This is a genomic window from Rhizobium oryzicola, assembly GCF_030504645.1.
Taxonomy (GTDB): domain Bacteria; phylum Pseudomonadota; class Alphaproteobacteria; order Rhizobiales; family Rhizobiaceae; genus Neorhizobium; species Neorhizobium oryzicola.
The window spans coordinates 1-22864 of record NZ_JAUKWQ010000005.1 but is presented as its reverse complement, the minus strand read 5'-3'; the positions used below and the strand labels follow the sequence as shown (position 1 = coordinate 22864).

Sequence of the window (22864 nt, the reverse complement as noted above, 5' to 3'; positions counted from 1 at the left end):
GCCGGCTGATTGGGTGGTTATAAAGATCCGCCTGCAGCCCGACACCCAGCGACGCCTATTGAAATTGTGCTGTGTGGCAGTCGGCGTTTTACCCGCGTTTGCGGCCTCACCACCGAGTTTGAGCCCGCTTGAGCGCGGTATGTATGCGGGCCACGTCCGTTGAATAGATACTGATCAACACCGAGCAAGCTGGCGCCTCCGTGTGAATTTTCCGCCTGTCATGGCAATGCCATAAGCATGTTGGATGCTCCTATATTGCAGACCTGATCCAAGTTTGATGGCGGCTTGCGGCTCATCGGCCTGCGTTCTGATTAAGCTTGACACCCGAAAACGAACTGCTACCAAATCAACATCAGAAGTTGCATTCGAAATCCTCACGAGACTATCAGTGTAGTTATGGACCGCATGAGCATTGCATCCGGTGGAGGAGAAAATGCGTGGTTTTTTCGCGCCGATTTTATTGATTTCCTTGTTCGCCTGTTCACACGCCGTCGCAGATTCGGGCTTGGCTATCGTTTCGGAAGACTTCAGCGCGGCACCGTCGGATAAGTACTGGTATGTTTGCCATCGTCCCGAAAACAGTTTCAGCTTTGGGAAGACCGATGACGGCAAAACAGCTATGGTCGCGACGGTCAAACCAGAACCAAAAACCTTCGCTTTTCTGAAGGAACATCACGGGAGCTGCCTAGATGAAGGTAGTGTTTATCAACGGGATGGGGACGAGCGAGCCGAAATTTGGGAATCTGATGCAGTCAGGCTGAAACTTGGAGCGGACGTCTGGTACCGTTTCGATATGTTTATCGACGAGAGCCTAAACGCCGCCTCCAAACGTTTCATCTCTGGCCAATGGAAAGAAGATAAGGCTGCACGCGGCGGACCGCTGCTCGCGCAACGGTTCACCGGGGGCCGATTCATCATAACTGTAGAACAGGACAACCACGACCCCGCGCGCAAGCAGGATGATGTGCTGTGCAGGGTGCTGATCGCCGACCAGTATCCACTTTCGCTCTCGCCGGCCGGCTGGCCCCACGATGACAAGACGAAGGATATCCCGCCGCGGCTCGCAGCCGGCTCATATTCGACGACAATGATGATGGCAGGCACCACCCCCGATGTAGCTAAGGATCAAGGGTGTGCTCGAGACATCAACGTGACCCAGTATTCAACACTTCCCTCACCGTTCGGAAGGTGGACGACCATGGTCTACCATTTCGCGCTGAGGCCCGATCAGCACGCCTTTGTCGATATCTGGGCGAACGGGCATAAGATTGCGTCCGTCAAGGGACGCATCGGATACCAGAAGGAAGGAAATCGGTCGACCGAGTATTTCAAGTTCGGCCCGTACCGGGACCCCGAATCCTACGAGACTGTTACAAAACTTGCGAATTTCATGCGGAGCGGATCGAGACAGGACGCCGACCCGACGGGCAAGCTGACGCCCGACGGACCCTCCGGCACAGCTACCGATCGCTAGAAATATCCTCGGGAAACGGAGTTCCGGTATGCGCGCACCCCTACTTGCAGCAGTCTTAGCTCTACTTTGGTCGACACAGGCGAGGGCATGGTGGGACGAAGGCCACATGCGCATCGCAGCTATAGCCTACGAACAACTCACCCCCGCCGCACGCGCAGAAGCAAACAGACTGCTACGAATGAACCCGGACTATCGGGAATGGGCCGCGGCAGTCCCGGAGCCTCCCGACCATCGACCTAAAGACATTGATCGCTACATTTTCGTCCGTGCGGCCGTCTGGGCGGACGACATTAAGACCTATGCTGCGTATCAGCAGGCAAGCAACGGGGGAAAGGATCGCCTGAAGGACGAGGCAACAACGTCGACCGCCGGTCGAAATATTGGGTACCGAGATCTCCTGATACACGGCTACTGGCACTTCACGGATATCGGCTTCCGGCTAGACGGGCTGCAACTTCCGCCGCAAGATCCCGTAGACGCGGTCACACAGCTTAAGCTATTTGCTGCCGCCCTTCCCCGCTCCGCCGGACAAACGGATGACGTTCGGTCATACGACCTGACATGGACACTGCATCTCGTGGGCGACATCCATCAGCCGCTTCATGCCGTGACGCTTTACGACAAACGTTTTACCAAGAAGCATGCCGAAGCGACGCCGCCGGAACCTGACACCGGTGACCGTGGTGGAAACGAGATAATTGTCGTCCCTGCCAACGGCGTTCCAGTCAACCTTCACGCTTACTGGGACAGCATTTTCGGCGGCTATTCGACAGTCTTCGGAGCCCTGTTCGACGGCTTCAACACGAAGGTGGTGGATGGCGTGCTTATGAGCACTTCGAAACTACCGGCGCCGCTTGCGGATAAAGTTGCCATCGAAGACCCGGCCGCATGGGCGACAGAGAGCTTCGATCTGGCCAAACAATACGCCTACGCGGATCCGGTCCTGACAGGTGATAAGCCTCAACTGACTCGGGAGTACGAGACCGCGGCGAGGAAAATTGCAGAGCAGCAGGCGGCACTTGCTGGCGCCCGTCTCGCGAACCTCCTGAACAGGGCGCTCGGCCAATGAGCTGAACCATGCACGCCACTGGAGAGATGCTTTCTGTTGGTGTGACCTTCTTCGATACTTGCCATCGCCATATCGATTTATTCCGAGGGGACCGATGAAGCTTGAACACGTGAAGATTGTCGAAATGCCGGCCGCAGAGCAGTCGCTATTAGCGGGGGTTCCGGCTGGTTCCACCGTCGAATATATCGCGAAGCGCCCGAAATTTCTCACGGCAGACGGACAGACGGCTACGCCGCTGGAGCAGGAAGCCCTCTTCGAGCGCAACGACCTCCTAGAAGTCAACTTTCTCGACCGTTGCATTCTCGTACGCCGTTGCGTCGGCCGGATCGAGATCAAGTCGGCCTCAGTGCAAGGATGGGCCACGGGCTTTCTGATCGCGCCGGGCATGGTCCTCACGAACAATCACGTGTTCTCAGATGCGGCTGCGGTTGGAACATCAAGAATCGTTTTCGATTACTGGTTCGATGTAGCCGGACAGCGTCCACAATCGACGGACTTCTTCGAGTTCCAACCAGAACTATTTTTCGTGACATCCAAAACTCTGGACTACACCGTCGTTGCCGTTTCTCCCACATCGCTGGCTGGCAACCAGATCAGCGACAGAAGCTTCCTTCGGCTCATACCTGAAAGCGGGAAAATCCAGGAAGAAGAGTTCGTTACGATCTTCCAGCATCCCGAAGGCAATCCGATGCAGGTGGCCCTCAGGGAGAACGAGGTCACTCGTGCGAGACAGGACGAGGACTTCATATGGTACCGCGCCGACACAGCCCATGGCTCATCGGGGGGATGCGTGACGAACAACAGCCTTCAAGTCGTTGCGCTTCATTCAGGTGGATGCCTGAAACGTAACGGTGAAGGCAAGATCATGCTCGTCAATGGCGGGCTTGCGGACAGCACTGATGGCCTATTGGAAACGGACGTGCAGTGGGAGGCAAACAGAGGTTACCGCGCCAGTCGCATCGCTGCTGACCTAGTGGAGCAGACCAGGAGGTTATGGCCGCAGAGGCTTGCCGACATTGAGCGGGCTCTTCGGACGGGTGATGTGATGTCCACCGCCATTCAGCCAACAAACTTGAGACCACAAGGCGCGATCGGGCGCGCTGATGCATCAAAGGAACAGGAGATCCAGATGGTTCAAGGCAGCGGAAGCACGGATGGTCAGACGCTTTCTGTGAGTGGCCAGCAATCATTGGGTAGCGTCGTGCTCCCTCTGCAGCTTCGGGTTTCGCTGGAGGTCGCCGGTACCAGCGCCCCCGTACTGGCGACCGCAGGATCCACGGGCCTTGCCTCCACCCAGCTTGAGACAGAAGCGTACAAAATGCGGACGCCCATCATTTACGATGGTCTGAGCTCCCGCGCCGGCTTCAATTCGCGCTTCCTTGATCCCGCGAGAGACGTTCCCCGCCCAGTCATTACGGAAGAAGGAAAGGCCATCCTCGCGCCTCTCCTAGAGGGGAGCGAGGTGGAACTGAAGTACGCGCACTTCTCCGTCTGGATGCACAAGGAACGGCGGCTAGCGCTGTTCACCGCTACGAACGTCGACTGGCGAGATCGAAGGAAGGTGGTCGACGGCAAGAGCACATCGCGCGCCAGCCTCGCCGGCTGGTCAGACAAGGCTAGTTTCGCTGAACGCTGGGCCCTGGATCCACGTATGGATCCGCGGTACCAACTGCCCGACGAGTTCTATAACAATGATCGCGGCGCATTCGACAAGGGACATATCAGCAGACGTGATGACGTTTGTTGGGGTGCGACGTTTGCAGAAATTCAAATGGCGAACGGAGACACGTTCCACGTCACGAACTGCTCGCCACAGCGCAAGGAGTTCAACCAGGGCGCCATGGGCCAAGAAAACTGGGGCGATCTCGAAACGGCAATCCAAACGATAACGAAGAAGGAACTGCAGCCCGCCTGCATATTCGCGGGTCCAATGCTGAGGGCGAATGACGGATGGTTCGAAGGCGAAGACACCTCCGGCGCCGCGCGGATCAGGATCCCGAGCGAGTTCTGGAAAATTGTGGTGGTGAAGGGGGTAAACGATTTCGAGGTCTACAGCTTCCTGCTCAAGCAAGAGGTAAGAGACGTCACGGAGAATGAGTTTTATGTGACGGACGAATGGCTCGCCGCATATAAGCCAGTATCTGTGATCCAGGAGGGGATGCGCGGTTGGCTGGACCTCTCGGAACTCGCAAGATACGACCAGCATGGTAAGGCCACGGCTTAGCGAGTGGCGGCTTTCCGTTCGTTGGCCACGTTTAGATGTTTCGGGCTGGAGCGGATAGGCGCACTTGCTGCGGCTTCCAATGGTCTGGTTCAATTGGGTGGTGCTCTGAACATGATCAGAAGCCACTCGTCGCGGTCGGGCATTCGGAAAGCAGCCCCTGCGCCTGGGGACTGTGTTGAACTGATGTGACCTCAGAAGCGCACGGACAGGAAAACACTAAACAACTCTTCCGCTCAATTTGCATTATTGACAACCCATGTATACTACGGCTTCTCAACCTAATCAGGTCCGGCCGTGCTCATAGAAATAGCCCCTGTCTTCGCACCCTATCTTGACGAAGCACTGCTTCGCTTTTCGTATCTCCATCCTGAGGTGGAGGTCTTCAAGCGCGACGGATGCGTCGAGATCACAAACGAGGATCCCGCGGTAGCTGCCTCGCTGCGCCACACCGTCTACAGACAAAAGATCTACAAGGAGACATTCGCCTTGCGGCAGAGCTTGATCGAAAGCCTGACTGGATGAATGTAGTCCCCCTGAAATTTAGACCAATGGCCGACGACGGGTTTCTTTTCTGCGACGACGCCGGAGGTTTCTTTAAGAGCGACGAGGGCTACCTCGAACGCTATGCGACAGACGCCCTCACCTTTGAAGACTACCGCTTCCTTACCTCGAACGGCCATGCCTTCGACGAAGGAAACCACGTAGCCCGTCACGCCTTTCGGTATCGATGGGCGCGACGCTTCCATATTCCGAGCGAACTCAACTACGTGATCCTAGTTCCGACGCTTCGGTGCAATCTGTCCTGTGCTTACTGCCAAGTGAGCCGCGTCAACGAGAACACACCCGGCCATGACTGGAGCAACGAAACGCTTGCGGCAGTGATCGCTTGGCTTGAGAGCCTCTCTACTAAAGAAATAAAGATCGAATTCCAGGGCGGAGAACCGCTTCTGAGGCTGGACCTCCTCGAAAAGGTCCGGAGCTTTGTGCGCTCTAGGTTCGAGCACTCGAGCTTCGTGGTCTGTACCAACCTTCAAGAAGTGACCGAAGAGGCTTGGGATTTTCTTGCATCTGACGACACGAATGTCAGCACGTCGCTCGATCCGACGGTTGACCTGCACCAGCGCCATCGGACGGTGGGCTCCGCTTCGACGCAGCAGTTCTTGCGTAACCTCCGGCGTGCTGTCGATCAATTCCCAGCGCGGGTGTCGGCGCTTCCTACGTTCGACATCGACGCCCTTCCGGATCCTTCGGCAGTCATTGAAACCTACGCATCCTTCGGCCTTGCGTCGATCTATTTGCGTGCGGTAAATCACCAGGGCTTTGCGAGGAAGCGGTTTCGTACGCGTGAGACACTACAAACTTGGGTCAGTTATGTCAGGGCATTTATCGCGGCTTTGATCGACTACAACTGGAACTCAGAAAGCCCGATGGAGGAGTACTACTTCTCGCACTGTCTACGCAGAGTGATCCGCGGAGGACATGACGCCCACGTCGACCTTCGAAATCCAAATATCGTCGGTAAAAGTTATGTCGTCGTTGATCACGATGGTGCTTTCTATCCGACCGACGAAGCAAGAATGATGAGCCGCCTCGGCCAGATCGACCTGCGCATGGGCAACGTTCGCGATGGAATGGATCGCCGCGTTGTCGACACGGTAAACGCTGAGGCCACCAACCTCTTCGACGCCGACTGCATACATTGCCCCTATCAGGCCTTCTGCGGCGTTGACCTCATCGATGACCTCTCGCGGTACGGACGTATCGACCTTCCACGCCACGAGACGAACTTCTGCCAACGGCATATGGCGATCTTCGACCTCGCATTCGAACTACTTTACTCGAACGACCCCAAAGTTCGACATTCCTTGGCTCTGTGGTCTGGGCTGGAAGACATCGATCCCACCCTTGTGAGAGTCCATGCATGATTCAGCTCCGCCTTCCCGTCGAGCCCCTTCCAATAGTGGAGCCGATCATAGTCCGCCTCCGGGACAACGGATCTAACGCGGGGCCTGCAGACGCGGTCCTAATAGACATCCAAGGATCGCGACGAGAATATGATCTAGATGGTTTTTCGCTCGTCCTTGAAGCTCCCGCGGGAACGCCTCTCGACCAGGACGTGATCATGCTTGTCCCCGGCCAGGCAAGCGCGCGCCGACTGATCAGGGGGGACTCCAACCACAACACACTGCTCGTGACCGAGCAGTGTGACCAACTCTGCATCATGTGCTCGCAGCCTCCGAAGAAGCACCACATAGACCTTTTCCCGCAACTGCACGCGGCAGCGTCACTCGCGCCGCAGGGAGCTTACATTGGGATCTCTGGGGGCGAGCCCCTGCTCCACAAGCGCGCGCTTTTTGAAATGTTGCTTTCGCTTTCGCGGCAACGGTCCGATCTAAAATTCCATGTGCTGACGAACGGCCAGCACTTCGACACGCAGGATCGCGCGTTGATCGAGGAGATCGGCGTCGACCGAATTCTATGGGGGATCCCGCTCTACGCCGCGGACGGACAGCTTCATGATGAGATCGTCAATAAGGAAGGGGCGTTCGACCGGCTGCTGAAATCGTTCTCCGTTCTATTCGAAGCCGGAGCATCAGTTGAACTACGGACCGTGGTTCTGGAGCAGAACTACCAGGTCCTGCCCGAGCTAGCGTCTTTCGTCGGAACCACCCTCCCGTTCGTCGAGCGCTGGGCGATCATGCAGCTCGAAAGCATAGGCTTTGGGCGCAAGAACTGGAGTTCAATCTTCAGGGACACATCAATCGACTTTTCAAGTATCGCGCGCTGTATCAACATTGCCGTGGCCAGGGACGTGCCAGTCCAACTCTACAACTTCCCACTATGCTCAATTCCTGCGCGGTACCGCGAGTACGCTCCGGCGACGATCTCGGACTGGAAGAACAAGTTCGAAGCCTTCTGTGATGACTGCTCATCTCGTCATCGATGTGGCGGCTTCTTCGCCTGGTACGACCATTCTCATGGCTTCAAGGAGCTCGGCCCAATATGAAACGGCGCATCTTCCTCATTCCATCGCTGGTCGCGGCCGGGTTTCTGCCAACCAAGGCAGACGCTATGCCCGGCGTCTCTACGGAAAAGAAGCCTTTCCCTCAATCCATTTTCGAGCGGCTGAGGATCCGGCATCTGTTCACCTTGGCGGGACATAGATCGCATTCCAGCCACAGCTCACACTCGAGCCATTCCAGCCACTCTTCGGGCACAAGCGGCGGATATGTCAACCGAAGCTATACGAGTCCGACCTACGAGCCGACGACGCCAGCTCCATCGCCCTCACCTGCGCCGGCGCCACTCTACTCTGCTCCCGCAGTCACGCCGACCCTGCCATCGGTGCCGGCCAATCCTGCTCCCACGCAGTCCGCGATAGCACCGGCGCAGAACCCGCCTATGAAAGTGCTGCCCGGCAACTCGAACAAGTTCAAACAGATCGTCATACAAGTACAGTCGGGATTGACGGCCTATGGGTACTATAGTGGCCCACTTACGGGCGCAGTCGACGAGGGGACGCGCGCAGCGCTGCGGAAGATGCAACAGGACAACAATCTGAAAGTGACCGGGACCGTAACTGCGGAGGTCCTGAACGTGTTTGGAATATCTGCACAGTAGCAGGAACGGCCCGCCGCCCGGATCCCAGAGTCAGCGGTTTCGGCGAGGAAATCTGGGAGGAATCGACGAGGCGCTCGCGAGGCTGACGCTCATCGAGACTTCTGTTTCGGATCACACGGCATGCGTATCCCGAAAATGCCCTCTAAGCGAGGTAGACTGCTGACAGGGCAGCATCAAGTCCCGGAGGGCAGCGGACCGCCGGAACTCGCGACGTACGGATCGGTTAAGCGTCCAGTGATCACCGTTTAACGTGCAGGATCATTTGGCCTATTCAAACGGGATCGTCCTCCGCGTTTTTTGATCACCTCGGCGAGTGTCGGCCCCTTCTCCATCAAGACGTCCAAGAGATCATCGAGCGCAACCAGACAGACCAGCCCGCAGTTGCCTTCAATGATTGTCGGTTTTCCTCCGGAAGCTGACGTTGTCAAAATAAAGAGCCGTCGCCGCGCTTCGCGAAGCCGAAGTGGCACACCTCCGGCTTCGAGGATTGCCTTTTCCACGAGCACGCGCGCCTCCATCGTGCCGCTTTCCTTCAGGCTTCGTACGACGATCTTCCAATCGACCTCCCTTTCAGTCTCTCCTCTCGTCATGGCTTGTTCTCCCGCAGGATGCGGCGAACGCCTTCACCATCAATGACCGCCTCGTTCACCAAAACGTCCGCGATCATCTCGATAGCCCGCCGGAATTCGCGGACAATGGCACGACTGCGATCCATCTCCTGCCGAAGCAGGCGTTCCACCCTTGCGGCGACTACGTGGTTGTTCTGCCGGACGCGGTCCCGTTCCTCAACGGAGTCTAGATTGAAGAATGAGAGACCTTCCCCCATTCCGAGGCGGACCTCGATCATAGTGGCAATGTCGCTCGCCACATGGAGGTCGGCGCCTTCCGCGGCGCCCGCGCCTTCGAAAGCCGTGCCAAGGATTTCCTCCTCTGCAGCTCTACCCGCCAAGGTCAGAGCAATGCGGTTGAGAAGTCCTTGCCGGTCCCAGAGCTTATGCTCATCCATTTCAAAGAACGCGTATCCCAGCGGCTGAGGTTCGCGTACCTCGTACGGTACCGCCACCGTCTGCAGATGGGCAACTCCGAGGCAATGGCCCACGACCGCGTGCCCAGCTTCGTGGATAGCCACCATTCGCCGTTCGCTTCCAACAATCATTCTTGGCTTGGGCAACCCGGCCAACGCCTCGGCAATAGAGACGGTGCCATTTGTTCGTCGAGCAGCTCTTCGGGCGTCACGGCCTGCCCTTTCAAAATCGGCTCCGGTGAACCCTGTTGTCGTGGCGGCGATACAATCGAGATCGCCATCAGACAACGTTTCTCCGAAGTACCTCCTCGCGAGGTCACGCCTAGTATAAAGATCAGGCAAGGGAATATGAATATGCCGATCAAGCCGCCCTGCCCGTTTCAGTGCAGGATCAATGCGCTCGGGATGATTGGTCGCTCCAACCACAACGACACCTTCCAAGCGCTCCGCCCCATCCATGAGTTCCAAGAAGAGGTTGATGACCTGTGTCCAGTAAGTTTCATGAGCGTTGCCGAAGACGCGGTTGCGATCACTGATCCCATCAATTTCATCAACAAGGAGAATGGCGGGACTTGCGGCGATCGCATCGGAAAAGCTGCGACGCATGGCCGAGAGAACGTCGCTCAGGTAGCCGGAAGATTCCCACTTCGCGACTGATGTTGCAATCAGCTTGGCTTCACAGGTTCGAGCCAAAGCCGCGGCAAATGTTGTCTTTCCCGTGCCTGGCGCACCGCTTAAAAGAAGGCCTCGGTCAACGTCAGTCCATGCGATTTTTCCCTTCCGCCAATCACGCAAATCTCTCGCAAGTGCCAAACCCCACGACTGGGCTTCGCCGTATCCGACCATTTCTTGTAAGGTCGGCCCGGCTGAGACCCCTTTTCCTACCGCCGTTTCTGCAAGTCTCCGAACCACGTCTGCAGCCGCCCGTCCGGGACGGAAGGCAGCGAACATTAAGTCCGGCGGATACTCCAGCATCCTCTTCGCATCCGCCAGATCGATGACTTGCTCGGAAAAAACCTTGGCCGCCGCCACGAGATGTGCCGGTCGCACCGGATCGATTTCTACCACCCGGTCGCAGGTCGCCGCGATGATACCTGGAACGGTCTGCTCGTTAGGCCACAGGACTACCAGCACCGGTGTTTGTCGAAGCATATTGGAAATTGCTTCGACATCTACCACGCCGCGCCTATTGATTTTCGGGCCCGTTACTGTGGCCCTTGCCAGCTCGGGGATACTCGCAAGTAGGATCGCGGCTGCGGCCTCGTATTCGTCCACCTTGGCTCCGACAGGCAAACGAAGAACGGCCACCATCTGCCTTCCTGGAGCCCTTCGCAGAAATAGCCCGCTGCGGCGTAGTCCCCTTCTGAGCGCGATCCCGTATGCAACGCGTTCGAGCGTTACTGATCGGTGGGCGACTTTTCGGTGATCCATGCCCCCTTCCTCAGCGCTGAATCCGACGGAGGATCGTCTCTGGACCGATCATCGCATCATCAATTTCCATCGAAATAAGCCGGTGCAGCACCATCCAAGAGATGCCTGTCATTGGCGGGACCTCACGGAAGACCGCGGCGCTTTCCGCCACCGTCAGCGACCCCAAGTCTTCGAGTGCTGACAGCATCCTGATACGATCATTCAGCGGGGTCCGGCAGTGTGCGTATCGCAGCATGTCCTTCGCGTTGACTAGCCGAAATCCGCCTTCTACTTCTTCGCGCGGAACGCCGCGATACCGAAACCCGGCAAGGGCTGCGCCCTCCTTGATCTCCGGAAGCTCCTTCCCCTCGACGGCGTCGAGAAGCATCCTGGTGCCGCCCTCGTAGTCGACCAGGAAGTCCGGGACGTGAGGGCCCGTCTCAGTTTCGAATTGAAGCGGCAGGCAGAGCCAGGCGACGACACTGGGGTCGACGTCAAGAATACATCCCAGATCACGCGCGGAGCGCGACCTGAACATCGGGTCGGCGGAACAACGGACGGTTCCTCTTGGGTAGAAAAGTTTGGTGGAGGCCTCTGCATAGGCGGCGTACAGCGCCGCAGACGTGTCGACGGGCGAATAGCTCATCATGAACATCCTCGAACAGAAAAACAATGCTCGTGCCGCCACGGGGCGGCTCTGCCGTTCAACCTATTCGCGATATTAAAAGGAGCTTGATCATGGCGAACAAAATAGGAACATACTCGACAGAGTCAATATGCTTACTTCTGATTCCTGCGGAAAAGTCGTGTTTGGTCTAGGGTGTGTGGGGATTCACAAATCAGCGCGAATGTGATTCACGCTTTGGATGGATCGTTTTGTGCTGACAGACGCCCAATGGGCGAAGATAGAACCGCATTGTCTGGGAAAAGCGATGGATCCCGGTCGCAGTGGAAGAAACAACCGGCTGTTCATTGAAGCCGTGCTTTGGATTGTGCGCACGGGCAGCCCATGGCGCGACCTGCCCGCTGTGTTCGGCAACTGGAGCACGGCATTCCGCCGGTTTCGCGACTGGCGTGAAGCCGACATTTTCAAACGCATATTCGATGCCCTCTCTGAAGAACCGGACATGGAATACGCCATGGTGGATGCCACCATCGTCAAGGTCCACCGACACGGTCAGGGCGCAAAAGGGGGACTCAGAGCCAGGCCATTGGTCGCTCAAAAGGCGGAATGACAACCAAAATCCTGGCGCTGACCGATGCTTTGGGCAATCTGGTCCGGTTCGAATTGCTGCCGGGCCATCGCTTCGACACGGTCGGCGTCGCGCCGCTCATCGATGGCATCGAGTTCGGCGCGCTACTCGCCGACAAGGCTTTCGATAGCAACAACATTGTGGCCGACCTGAACGAGCGCGGCGCGAAAATCGTCCTAGGACGCGGGTTTGCATTCGGCCATTGGTGCGCCTGCTCCACCTAAACTGACCGGTGCCACCGCTCCAACGCGCTGAAACTGTCGGCGGCGGCGGCAGCGACGAATGTCATTAATGCCGCCTTTTTGGACACGAGGCAGAGTTCGAGCGTTCGGCTCGTCACGACCGAACAATCATGCGGGTGACATCAGAAGCTCTGTAAATTCTGACCGCGGCTGTAGCACCGTAGAGTCTGCGTCCCATTCTATCGCATCCTCGTCGCTGGGCGTCGGGTTCGAAAGATGCGCCCAGTGTGGAGCTGGTGGGTGCTCTATCAGTATATCGAAAGACGCCGGGGTGCAGCGCACGTCGGTTGCAGTTACATGATCGCAATTGAGATCCACGTTGATCGTCAGGGCGCTCTGATCCCCATATGGCTGAGCGTCAGGGATGGATGCCCGTATGAATGAACCGTCATCGGATTCTACGCAGACAAGGAATGCCTCTTCGTTCCTCGCAGCCTCGAACTTCATGACGTTTCCTCTCCACGAGCTCGCAACCTCGGCGACCCTTATGGCAACCCTGGCTGCGAGTACTGATGTATTGCTGTCAGTCGTGAAAGAGGGCATCAGCTCACACCTTGATAGAACTACTATAAGCGTCATACGAGTCATACCAGGTGTCAATAACTTAATTGGTTCAGGTAATATTGAAGGTCACGGAGTCGCTTTCGTTATCGACTTCGGTTTCCGCGCTGAAGTCGGTTCCTAGCTCTTCATGGTAATCATTGCTTTCCTGCTCGCTGATCTCAAGCAGACGTTTCGGCGCTGGTTTTGGCAGACTGAGTAGGTCGGCAGGTATGAGCGAGTCGGAGAATCGATATCCACGTGCTCGATCGAAGATAAGATTGAGCTGCGGGTTCACCGAGTTTGTCAGTATCCGAATATCCGGAGCGGCTGACACGATGTAATCCATCACGCCGCCGAGATCTTTTACTGGAAGCTCAAGCCCATAGCGCGGCGTTTCCTCAAACATCGCTCGATCGACGACCTCCGTAAGGGTTGGCGCCGTCGCGGGAATTTTGACCGGGCTCAATGGGAGACTTGCATCTCTCGACAGTACCGTCGATGCGATCTCCCTGGCGTCTATCATTTTTGGCAAGGCGGCAGCATGCCAAGCTACGTAGAAGCACCAAGGAACGCTTTTGCCATTCAGGCTTTGACCGCGCAGATCCGTGCGCAACAAAGTCTCTAGCTGATAACGCGGCGTACCTCGCACAAATTGCTTCTTCGCAATCGCGAAGGCATCGTTTTTCAAAGAGTGAGAAACTATGCCGGATGGATGGTTGCTGCTGGCTGCAGCCTCCAACACAGTCAGGGCATCTTTCGACAATTGCAGCGTACCATTTGCTGCCCGCTTGTTCGTGACATGATCAATGCTGATACTCATGTCCTTCCCGCTCGCAAGCTTGGCCTGCAGCAGGACGAGACGGTAAGGCCGATTTGCGTCTTTACCCGGAACGCGAAACAAAAATCCCAGGTCTATCCCGGAGCGCGCTTCGTTAATCTTTGTCTGATGAATCCACCGGAGTTGCGGTAGCGAGCGGGTTCCCCTGAAGCGTCTATACGCTCTTGCGAACCATGTCAGATTAGAAGCAAGGCTGCCCGCGAGGCTCGCCGTCAGGTGTTCTTCGTCAAAACCGAACGAAGCCGAAGTTCGTATCATGTTTGCGATCGACAAGCTGAAAGCGAATCTGAAAAGATCACGTGGCGAAATCTGCTCCAAAGCGACAATTTTCGGTTTCACTTCCTCACGGAGCGAAGCTCGGATCAAGCCAAGGTTGGTAAGTTCGTCATATACGAATTGGATTTCGTCTCTCATAGGGCACCTCGCGCCCTGCCCTATCCTCCAAAGCTCAATATTGCATGAAGGATTTCAAGCGCCGCGGGCTCCCCCGCAGCGCCTGACATGTCGCTATGCCCGGTTCCAGAGCCGGTACACTAGTTCCACTCCTAGTCGATGAATACGAACTGGGCCTTCGGGGAGAGCAATCTTGACCTCGCCCCTAATATTTATCCAGTTTTGAGTTCGCTCCGGTGGTTTTGAGTTGCTATATTCGGGGCGGTAGCGGCGTGTTGCGGTGCGGAACGATTCTGGCTTCGCGGGCGCGTACGGCATGTCCTGTTATCGGTCTGAGACGCGGCATCTCAAAGGTTGTTTAGGCTCTCAGCTTGGGCCATGTCCGCACGAATAGAGAGGTCGTGGATGATCGCTCAAGAAAGGCTTTTGGAGTTGGCGGATGACTTCTTAGGAGCTGTTGGCGAAAAGACGTCGAGTATCTTTAGTCCCAGCTCTGCTCGAACTTTGTTGCGCAGCTCGCCGTCATTATCGGGGATCGAGTCCGCGATCTGGATTGCCATTCCGACAGCATTGATTCGTTCTAGCGTCCTGACGTACTCCCCGCCTGGCTCATCGTCGAGCGGTAGATGATTAGAAATGTGGCAGCTATAAACTCAGTCAACACACCGGATGCTGCAGCAAGCAGCGAAGCATTCATATTATTGCTGGCGAAGCCCTGGACTATACCATATCCCACCATGATGAAGCCAGCGGTCATCACTACCATCGTGATCCAGAAAATCTGTTTGATCTGCGCCAGGTTGCGTTCGAAATAAAGTTCTAACCTGCTTCTTGCCAGATCCCAAAGAGGGCGGGCCTTGTCAGGATGCTCGTCGACAGCTTGCTCGGCTCGTTCAATCTTCGCGGAAATCTCCGCTTCTTGATCCACCGAGAGCGCAGTCTCGAGATAGAACCAGACAAGAATTGCGAGACCTATAAGGATGTTACCTATGCGTTCAAGAAAGTAATCGAAAGTCAGGTACGATGACGCTACCCCCAGAAAGCCTGCGGCAACCCCAACAAGTGAAACCGCTTTGAGAGATCTTTTGTCAGATTTCCAGATTTTCTGAAAGGTGAGAAGAGGATTGTTTTGAAGCACACCGCCGAACATCGGGCCCCGCTCGGTTTCCGCCAATACTGGTCACTCTCCTTACGGCATCGGCAAGATTCTTCAATGACCTAAGTCGTAAAAGGTCCAGCGAACCATTCCACGACCGCGCCGCCTGCCTGCTCGAACTCCCACAGGTATAGGTCGAAATGCCCCCCTTGATCATCACCAGCTTCTTCGGCTCGAGCGCCCTCTCGTAGGCCGCTGGCTCCGAGTCTGCCATTGCGAGGTAGTCATGGGTGATAACGACCATCAGGAGAGGCGGCGGCGACACGCGCGGCGCCTGGACGCCCGGCTCGTACATGCGCGCCATTCGCGTCGACCTGATCGTGACGTCGTTCGTCCAAATCCGCGGCGGGATTTCCTGCAGGTGGAGGTCATCGGCATCCCTCGCGCGCTATGAAGCTACGACCGACGGATCGGAACTGACGATCGCCTGCGCGGGCTCGTTGTCGGCCAGCACCGCACGCTCGTCTTCGTAGAATCGAGCTCCCAGAGCGGCTACCGCCTCCCCCGGAACCCGCTGAAGACCGGCTTCGTAGCTTGATGTCATCGGCACCTGCGAGACGACCGCCCTTATCCGCCTGCCGGTCGCTTCGCACCGGAACATCGACCGATGGTCGATACCGACAAACTTTGCGCCGAGCCCATCTTCATCTCGCGCTCACCCTCGGGCTTAAGTCCAAGCTGACAGCAAAGGTCCGCAGGGCCAGCAGCAACTCCGTCAATGCCTCCGAAACCGAAAGCTGATCGACTTCATTCACACCGATCTAAGTCCGATGCGGGTGATGAGCGCAACTCGATTCACTGAAAATTCCGGCTCTTCACCTTCAGCGTATCGATATGCAGATCCGGGATAAAGATGTCCCTCGCTTCAGGAACGTGCCTCGAGCGATCCCGCGAATCCGGGCTACCAGGCGAGCCATGGGCGAACTCATCGCCTCGCCCTGTCGGCAGCTTGAAAGCAACATCGCGGTCGGCAAGGCTCGACAGGTCGCCTGAGAGATCGAAGAGCTGCTGGGCAACGAGATGCACGACCTCCCCTTCCCTCTGAATGCGGCCGTTGATGGCCACCATCGATGACCCCAAGACAACGCGCCGCCTCTTTTCGAAAAGGCTCGGCCAGACAACGACATTCGCCGGGCCCGTCTCGTCCTCAATGGTGATGAACATTACGCCCTTGGCCGAGCCCGGTTTCTGCCGGACGAGCACAACACCCGCCGTCATCAGCCACCGTCCGTCGGGCGCATTCATGGCATCCGCGCAGGTGACGATGTTGCGCTTCTCCAGGTCTCGCCGCAGGAACGAGATAGGATGCTCCCGTAGCGTCAGACCGACATGACTGTAATCCTCGACGACGTTATGACCTTGCGTCATCTGCCGCAGCTCAACCTCGGGCTCCTGCTGTTCTGGAATGACGACGGCCTCGCGTTCGGCGGCAGCCGCGAAGAGAGGAAGTGGCTCGTCGCGCAGCGCCTTTATGGCCCAGAGCGCATCGCGCCGTTCAAGCTGCAGCGACGGTAAAAAGGCGTCGGCCTCCGCCAATTGCACCAGAGCCTCGGTCGGCACATCCGATCGCCGCCAGACATCGTCGATACTCTCGAAGTTCCTGTCCATCCGTGCGGTGACGATGCGGGCGGCGTCCGTGACCGCCAATCCCTTCACCATGCGCATGCCGAGCCGGACGGCATGACGACCCATGTCGCCGATGCTCTCCAGCGTGCAGTCCCAGCGCGAGCTGTTGATGCAGACCGGGCGGACTTCGACACCGTGCTTGATGGCATCACTGACGATCTGTGCGGGCGCGTAGAAACCCATGGGTTGGGAGTTGAGAAGTGCGGCACAGAAGACATCCGGGAAGTGGCACTTCACATAGTTCGAGGCATAGGCAATCAGAGCGAAAGAAGCGGCATGGCTCTCCGGAAAACCGTAGGAGCCGAAGCCTTCAAGTTGAGAGAATGTCCTTTCGGCGAATTCGGCCGAATAGCCGTTGCGGATCATGCCGGAGACGAGCTTGTCCTTGAAGCGCGAGACACCACCGGTGAACTTGAAAGTCGCCATGCTCTTGCGAAGCTGGTCCGCCTCGCCGCCGGTGAAGCCGGCGCAGACCATGGCAACCTTCATCGCCGACTCCTGGAAGAGCGGCACCCCGAGCGTCTTGCCAAGAACGGCCTCAAGCTCCGGCGTCGGATACTCGACCTTCTCCTTGCCTTCACGGCGACGGAGATAAGGATGCACCATATCGCCCTGGATGGGGCCCGGCCGGACGATCGCCACCTGCACCACGAGATCGTAGAAGGTCCGCGGCTTCATGCGCGGCAGCATGGCCATCTGCGCGCGGCTCTCGATCTGGAAGGTGCCAAGCGTGTCGGCCTTGCGGATCATGGCGTAGGTGGCACTATCTTCTTGGCGGATCTTTGCCAGATCGAGATCTTCGCCCTTGTGCTCGCGGATCAGGTCGAAGGCTTTGTTCATACAGGTGAGCATGCCGAGCGCCAGCACATCCACCTTCATGAATTTCAGCGCCTCGACGTCATCCTTGTCCCACTCGATGATCTGCCGGTCCTTCATGGTAGCAGGCTCGATCGGCACGAGGTCATCGAGCCGGTCATGGGTCAGGACAAAGCCGCCCGGATGCTGACCCAAGTGACGGGGTGCGCCCATAAGCTCCTGGGCGAGCTTCAGCGTGAGGACGAGGCGTCGATCATTGGGGTTGAGGTTGAGCTCACGGACATTGCGATCACTCACCTCCTCCGACCAGGACCACATGCCGGATGAGAGCGCCTTGATCACATCCTCGGGCAACCCCAGCGCCTTGCCGACATCGCGGATGGCACCCTTGGCACGGTAGCGGGTGACGGTCGAACAGAGAGCGGCCTTCTCCTTGCCATAGGTCTTGTAGATCCACTGGATCACCTGTTCGCGGCGCTCATGCTCGAAGTCGACATCGATGTCCGGCGGCTCGTCGCGCTCCTTCGAGACGAAGCGCTCGAAGAGAAGATCATTGGTGTCCGGATCGATCGAGGTGATGCCGAGAATGTAGCAGATGGCGCTGTTGGCCGCCGAGCCACGCCCCTGGCAGAGGATGCCTTGGCTGCGGGCGAACTTGACGATCGAGAACACCGTCAGGAAGTACGGCGCGTATTTCATCTCGCGGATGAGATCGAGCTCGTGCCTGACCGCCCGCAGAACCTTCTGCGGCAGACCTTCGGGATAGCGGTTCGGGATGCATTCGCGCACGTAGTGCTCCAGCGATGCTTGAGCATCCATGCCGGGCACGATCGCTTCCTCCGGATACTGGTAGGTCAGCTCTTCCAGCGAAAACGTGCAGCGCTCGACGATCTCCATCGTGCGCGCAAGCGCCTCCGGGTAGCGGGGGAAAAGTCGTGCCATCTCCAGCGGCGGCTTCAGATAGCGGTCGGCATGCCGCTCGCGCTCGAAGCCGATATCATCGATCGTCGTGTTGTTGCGAATGCAGGTGACGATGTCCTGGAGCTGGCGGCGGCCCGGCTCATGGAACAGCACGTCATTGGTGACGACGGTGCGCACGCGCGCGCTTGCCGCCAGGTTGGCAATCTCATGCAGGCGAAGCTGATCGTTCGGACGGCGGCGCAGGCAAAGAGACACATAGGCGCGAGTGGCGAAAATCTCCCGCATCTTGCGAAGCTGCATGGCACAGGTGTCGTCGGGCAGATCGGGCACGAGAATGCCGATGAGCCCTTCGGCATAGAGCGCGAGATCCTCCAGGTGAAGGATGCAGTTGTCCTTGCCGCCCCGGCTTTTGCCGAGCGTGATCAGCCGTGTCAGCCTGGAATAGGCGGCACGGTTCGTCGGATAGACGAGAATGGACATGCCGTCAGCCAGATCGAGCCGGCAGCCGACGACGAGACGCACGCCCGTTGCTCTCGAGGCCTCGAGCGCCCGCACGATACCCGCCAGTGAGTTTCGGTCGACGACGCCGAGCGCGTCGATACCGAGCTCCTTGGCCCTGGTGAAAAGCTCAAGCGCCGAGGATGCGCCGCGCAGGAAAGAGAAATGTGTCATCACCTGCAGCTCGGCATATCTCATGCGAAGATCCCATGGCAGAACCACGCGTGATCGCCGGTTTCCGGATCGACACCATCACCTGAGCGGAAAATCCAAAGCCGCTCCCCTGCCTCGTTCTCCACCAAGAAGTAATCGCGCACGGCATCGAACTCCGCGTCCCGCTTCCACCACTCGCCGAAGATGCGCTCCGGACCATCGGCCCGGATCACCTGATGCCGCTTGCCGCGCCATGTGATCGAGCGCGGCGGATGATCGGGCATTAAGGCGATGACGGTGATGCGTTCCGGGCGATCAAGCAGCCGCACGGGGCGCCGCCAATGGCTGACCCAGGTCTCGGCCAAGGGCTCGACCGCAGCACCTATCCGTCGGACGCTGCGTTCGGGCACATCGGAGGCAACAGGTGCGAGCCGGAAGATGCGCAAGCCGCGATTGCCGAGAATATCGATCAGGGGGGTGATGTCAGGCGTCTGCTCCTCAACCAGACAGGATGCGTACTGCGCACTGACAAGCGGCTCTGCGATGACGGCGACAAGTTTCAGTCTTTCGATCCCGAAGCCAGGCTCGATCTGCTCGGTGCGATCCTTGAAGAGCTTCGTCAGCCACGCGACGTCGCGGGCGGGCTTTGCCGTTCCGGCACGGATTGCCTGACGGGTGCCGTCCACCTTTTCGACGATGAGGTCTGCGCGGCGAACGCCAAGTCCACGCCGTTCAAGCTCGTCGATAAGCTGGACGATGAGGCGGCCCACATATTTGTTGATCGTCTCTGCCGCGCCGATGGGTTCGGCAAAGGCGCGGGAGACTTCGATCCATTCTGGCGCGCGGATCGGCTCGATCGGTTCGGCCAGGTGGCCCAGCATCTGATCGAGGCGCCGGCCGACTTCAGGACCGAACCGGAGGCTCAAGGGAGGGCGCGGCGTATTCGCCAATTCGCCGATCGACCTGAACCCCAACATGCGCAGATCGTCGACGATCTTCTCCGGCAGGCGCAGGAGCGACAGAGGCAGTTTCTCGACGGCCCGGAACGTCTCCCCGCGCGGCACAATCACGGTCTCGCGACGGATTGCACGCGCGCATGCATGCGCCGCACCCCAGGTGTCGGCAATCGCGACCCGCACCATCAGGCTTTTTCCGCGGAACCGGTTGGCAATCCGCTCCAACATCGGCTGCTCGCCACCCTGCAGGTGATCTGCACCTTCCGTATCCATGACGATGCCGTCCAAACCATCGACAGCCACGATCGGCGAATAGACCGTTAGCGCCCAGAGCGCGATCCGCTCAAGTGCAGTCGCGTCGGCCATAGGGTCGGCATCGACCAGCATCAGATCGCGAAAGATCGCCTGGGCCTTGGCGGCAGGCATGCCGACGCGGACGCCTGCCTTGCGCGCCGCTTGATCCGCGGCAGCGACCCATCGCTTGGATCCGGATTTGGCGATCACGGCAATCGCCTGCTCAGGCGGAATGGCGGGATCGGCTCGCCGTATTCTGTCTGTCGAGAGACCTGGGAAATAGATGGATACGACCCTTGTCATCGCAGGCTCCAACCTCAAACTCGGCACACTCGCCCGCACGCGATCTGATCAATTCCAAAAGCCACCGTGCCCTTCCCACCCCTTCGACAGGCAGAGGTTCGGAGGGGAGCACGCTTACCCGCCACCTGGTGGTGCTTGCCGTCGGCTGGCCAAAGTCATTGGCCTCGGTCTGGCGTCGCCAGCGCCTGACAACGATCGCCATCGTGCCGGTCCGCTCGGCGGCCAATTGCAGGCGGCGCGACGCGACCATGGGAAGCCTCACCAGTTCTCCAACCACGGCCCCCAGCCCGCCATAGGAGAGACATTCCTCCATGCTTGCCAGCACCTCCTCCTCCCGATCCGCTTCCACGAAGACAACGCGATCGGGATGCAGTCCGACCTGCGCAAGTGCCGGCATGAAGAGATCAGGACGTGTCAGGCACCAGGCAATATGCCCGTTGGTACGGGCCGCAATTCCAGCGGCAAACAGCGCCGCGGCCGCCCCATCCACGGTTCCAGACCCGCCACCTGCAAACTCATGCAGAGCCCCGTGAGCCAGACCGCCACCTGAAAGGACCGCGTCGATCTCCGCCACGCCGAACGGCAGGAAGCCCGCACGCCATGCAGTTCCGCCTTCGAGGGCGGAAATGCGTTCGCGCAGATCTGCGAGCACGGTCTCGCGGGCAGCCGACATCGGTTACCAATCCTTCCGAAATCGCGGTCATTACGGACGGTGTTCCGTCGCTAAAATACGTTTGTTCATGATATGTTCCGAAAGAGGAAATGAGTCAACACGCCTGAGGGGCAGGAATTCAGTCCTAAGAATTAGCAGGTTTGCGGATTTGAAAACGGAATCAAAATCCTAGCAGACACCTTGCGGCCCGGAAAAACTTGAGCTCGATTAACTGTCCTAACCAACTACGGTCGGACAAGAAGAGGCCTGGGGATTGCTTTCGCTCATGGTCCGCTTTGCGCCTCCATTTCGGCCGTTGAAGCGATGCCCTATGATGCCTGAAAGCGGACACCTCCATGGAGGTGGGGTGTGCCGTGTGCGGCTTTAGCAGTCATGCGACGAGGAAAGTCCCACGAGATGGGGCTTCTTCCGCCTTCAAAATAGACCCGTCGCTCCATTCTCAATTGCCTTTTTGACCGTTGGACTAACCTCGCTCTGCTTGCCCTCATCTTCGATGGTGACCATCGCCGGGGATGGCCCTGTGCCAGGCTTGAACGCCTCAATTACGGAGCTTGGATCGTCGGCGGATGTCAGCATTCCGGTGTGGAGGCCTATGTGGTATTCCGTCATTCCCTGCGGCATCTGGAACTGGGATACCGCCACATGCGCCAGAGCCGCATTCATAAATTCGTTGAAGACCGGAGCGGCTAAGGCGCTTCCGGTGCCTCCTTTGCCCAAGCTCCTCGGAGCGTCGAAGCCGATGTAAACTCCTGTTACCAAGTCAGGCGTGAAGCCGACGAACCATGCATCATTGTTCCCGTTGGTGGTTCCAGTCTTGCCCGCAACGGGTCGGCCAAGTTTAATCCTTTTCGAGGCGGTGCCTTCTTCAATGACGCTCTGCATCATCGTTGTGATCTGGTATGTCGTCATGGGGTCGAGCACCCGCAGCCGCGTGTCCTTAAGCTGAGGCTCTTGCCCCGCCAGTGAAGCGTCTCCATTGCAGTTGATGCATTCGCGTTGATCTTGACGGAAAATCGTCTTGCCCGCGCGATCCTGCGTGCGGTCGACAAGGCTCGGGGTAATCTGCATTCCTCCATTGGCGAACACGGAGTATGCCGTCACCATCCTCATCAGCGTCGTCTCGGCAGAGCCGAGAGACATTGAAAGCACAGGGTTTCGCTGGTCGTAAATCCCCAAGCGCTGCGCATATTCCATCACCGTATCCATGCCCACCGCCGATGCCAGCTTTGCCGCCATCACATTTCGGGAGTGCTCGATCCCAAACCTGAGGATCACCGGACCGGCGTACTCGTTGGCGTCGTTCTTCGGAGACCAACTCTGGCTGCCCAATTGGAACTCCACGGGTTCGTCGCGGATCACGGTGGCGGGCGAGAAGCC

Annotated in this window: 18 protein-coding genes and 1 pseudogene; 8 read left to right on the top strand and 11 right to left on the bottom strand. The window is 58.0% G+C overall.

Features of this window, described 5'->3' with window-relative positions; translation table 11 throughout:
- The first annotated feature begins 433 nt into the window (after positions 1-433).
- The 7 genes from Q2T52_RS16120 to hxsA all read left to right on the top strand — a co-directional run bounded on the left by Q2T52_RS16120 (position 434) and on the right by hxsA (position 8388).
- Positions 434-1474, top strand: a complete 1041-nt coding sequence (locus tag Q2T52_RS16120) for a heparin lyase I family protein (RefSeq protein ID WP_302077819.1) — start codon at positions 434-436, stop codon at positions 1472-1474.
- A gap of 28 nt (positions 1475-1502) precedes the next feature.
- Positions 1503-2543: a S1/P1 nuclease gene (locus tag Q2T52_RS16115; protein ID WP_302077818.1), complete on the top strand. Its 1041-nt coding sequence runs from the start codon at positions 1503-1505 to the stop codon at positions 2541-2543.
- 94 nt (positions 2544-2637) lie between these two features.
- On the top strand, positions 2638-4767 hold the full coding sequence (locus tag Q2T52_RS16110) for a DNA/RNA non-specific endonuclease (RefSeq protein ID WP_302077817.1): 2130 nt from the start codon (positions 2638-2640) through the stop codon (positions 4765-4767).
- A 294-nt stretch (positions 4768-5061) separates the two neighbouring features.
- A complete protein-coding gene (locus Q2T52_RS16105) occupies positions 5062-5289 on the top strand; it encodes a hypothetical protein (protein WP_302077816.1) in 228 nt (75 codons plus the stop codon).
- The gene (gene hxsB, locus Q2T52_RS16100; protein WP_302077815.1) at positions 5286-6692 is read left to right on the top strand and encodes a His-Xaa-Ser system radical SAM maturase HxsB; all 1407 of its coding nucleotides are present in this window, start codon (positions 5286-5288) and stop codon (positions 6690-6692) included. Before Q2T52_RS16105 ends, hxsB begins: the two co-directional genes overlap by 4 nt.
- Positions 6689-7774, top strand: coding sequence for a His-Xaa-Ser system radical SAM maturase HxsC (gene hxsC, locus Q2T52_RS16095; RefSeq protein WP_302077814.1), 1086 nt, complete (start codon positions 6689-6691; stop codon positions 7772-7774). The genes hxsB and hxsC overlap by 4 nt, the downstream gene beginning before the upstream one ends.
- The gene (gene hxsA / locus Q2T52_RS16090) at positions 7771-8388 is read left to right on the top strand and encodes a His-Xaa-Ser repeat protein HxsA (RefSeq protein ID WP_302077813.1); all 618 of its coding nucleotides are present in this window, start codon (positions 7771-7773) and stop codon (positions 8386-8388) included. The genes hxsC and hxsA overlap by 4 nt, the downstream gene beginning before the upstream one ends.
- Positions 8389-8633: 245 nt before the next feature.
- Here hxsA and Q2T52_RS16085 read toward each other — a convergent pair whose 3' ends face one another.
- The 3 genes from Q2T52_RS16085 to Q2T52_RS16075 form a co-directional block, all read right to left on the bottom strand.
- Complete coding sequence (locus tag Q2T52_RS16085; RefSeq protein WP_302077812.1) at positions 8634-8906, bottom strand: hypothetical protein; 273 nt, start codon at positions 8904-8906, stop codon at positions 8634-8636.
- Positions 8907-8974: 68 nt separating this feature from the next.
- Positions 8975-10723 carry an AAA family ATPase gene (locus Q2T52_RS16080; RefSeq protein WP_302077811.1) on the bottom strand — a complete coding sequence of 583 codons (1749 nt, stop codon included), beginning with the start codon at positions 10721-10723 and terminating at the stop codon, positions 8975-8977.
- A 130-nt stretch (positions 10724-10853) separates the two neighbouring features.
- Positions 10854-11468, bottom strand: coding sequence for a hypothetical protein (locus tag Q2T52_RS16075; RefSeq protein ID WP_302077810.1), 615 nt, complete (start codon positions 11466-11468; stop codon positions 10854-10856).
- 220 nt (positions 11469-11688) lie between these two features.
- Here Q2T52_RS16075 and Q2T52_RS16070 point away from each other — a divergent pair.
- A pseudogene (locus Q2T52_RS16070) lies at positions 11689-12254 on the top strand (IS5 family transposase); the annotation flags it as partial.
- A 171-nt stretch (positions 12255-12425) separates the two neighbouring features.
- Here Q2T52_RS16070 and Q2T52_RS16065 read toward each other — a convergent pair.
- The 8 genes from Q2T52_RS16065 to Q2T52_RS16030 all read right to left on the bottom strand — a co-directional run.
- Positions 12426-12905, bottom strand: a complete 480-nt coding sequence (locus Q2T52_RS16065; protein ID WP_302077809.1) for a hypothetical protein — start codon at positions 12903-12905, stop codon at positions 12426-12428.
- Between the two features lie 25 nt (positions 12906-12930).
- Positions 12931-14112: a hypothetical protein gene (locus tag Q2T52_RS16060; RefSeq protein WP_302077808.1), complete on the bottom strand. Its 1182-nt coding sequence runs from the start codon at positions 14110-14112 to the stop codon at positions 12931-12933.
- Positions 14113-14671: 559 nt separating this feature from the next.
- Positions 14672-15265, bottom strand: coding sequence for a TRADD-N-associated membrane domain-containing protein (locus Q2T52_RS16055; protein WP_302077807.1), 594 nt, complete (start codon positions 15263-15265; stop codon positions 14672-14674).
- 370 nt (positions 15266-15635) lie between these two features.
- Positions 15636-15791: a hypothetical protein gene (locus tag Q2T52_RS16050; protein ID WP_302077806.1), complete on the bottom strand. Its 156-nt coding sequence runs from the start codon at positions 15789-15791 to the stop codon at positions 15636-15638.
- 251 nt (positions 15792-16042) lie between these two features.
- Positions 16043-19306, bottom strand: coding sequence for an error-prone DNA polymerase (locus Q2T52_RS16045; protein ID WP_302077805.1), 3264 nt, complete (start codon positions 19304-19306; stop codon positions 16043-16045).
- Positions 19303-20814 (bottom strand): Y-family DNA polymerase, encoded by a 1512-nt coding sequence (locus Q2T52_RS16040; protein WP_302077804.1) that lies wholly within the window; start codon positions 20812-20814, stop codon positions 19303-19305. The genes Q2T52_RS16045 and Q2T52_RS16040 overlap by 4 nt, the downstream gene beginning before the upstream one ends.
- Complete coding sequence (locus Q2T52_RS16035; RefSeq protein ID WP_302077803.1) at positions 20735-21487, bottom strand: ImuA family protein; 753 nt, start codon at positions 21485-21487, stop codon at positions 20735-20737. The genes Q2T52_RS16040 and Q2T52_RS16035 overlap by 80 nt, the downstream gene beginning before the upstream one ends.
- A gap of 414 nt (positions 21488-21901) precedes the next feature.
- On the bottom strand, positions 21902-22864 hold a 963-nt coding region (locus Q2T52_RS16030; RefSeq protein ID WP_302077802.1), incomplete at its 5' end, for a penicillin-binding transpeptidase domain-containing protein.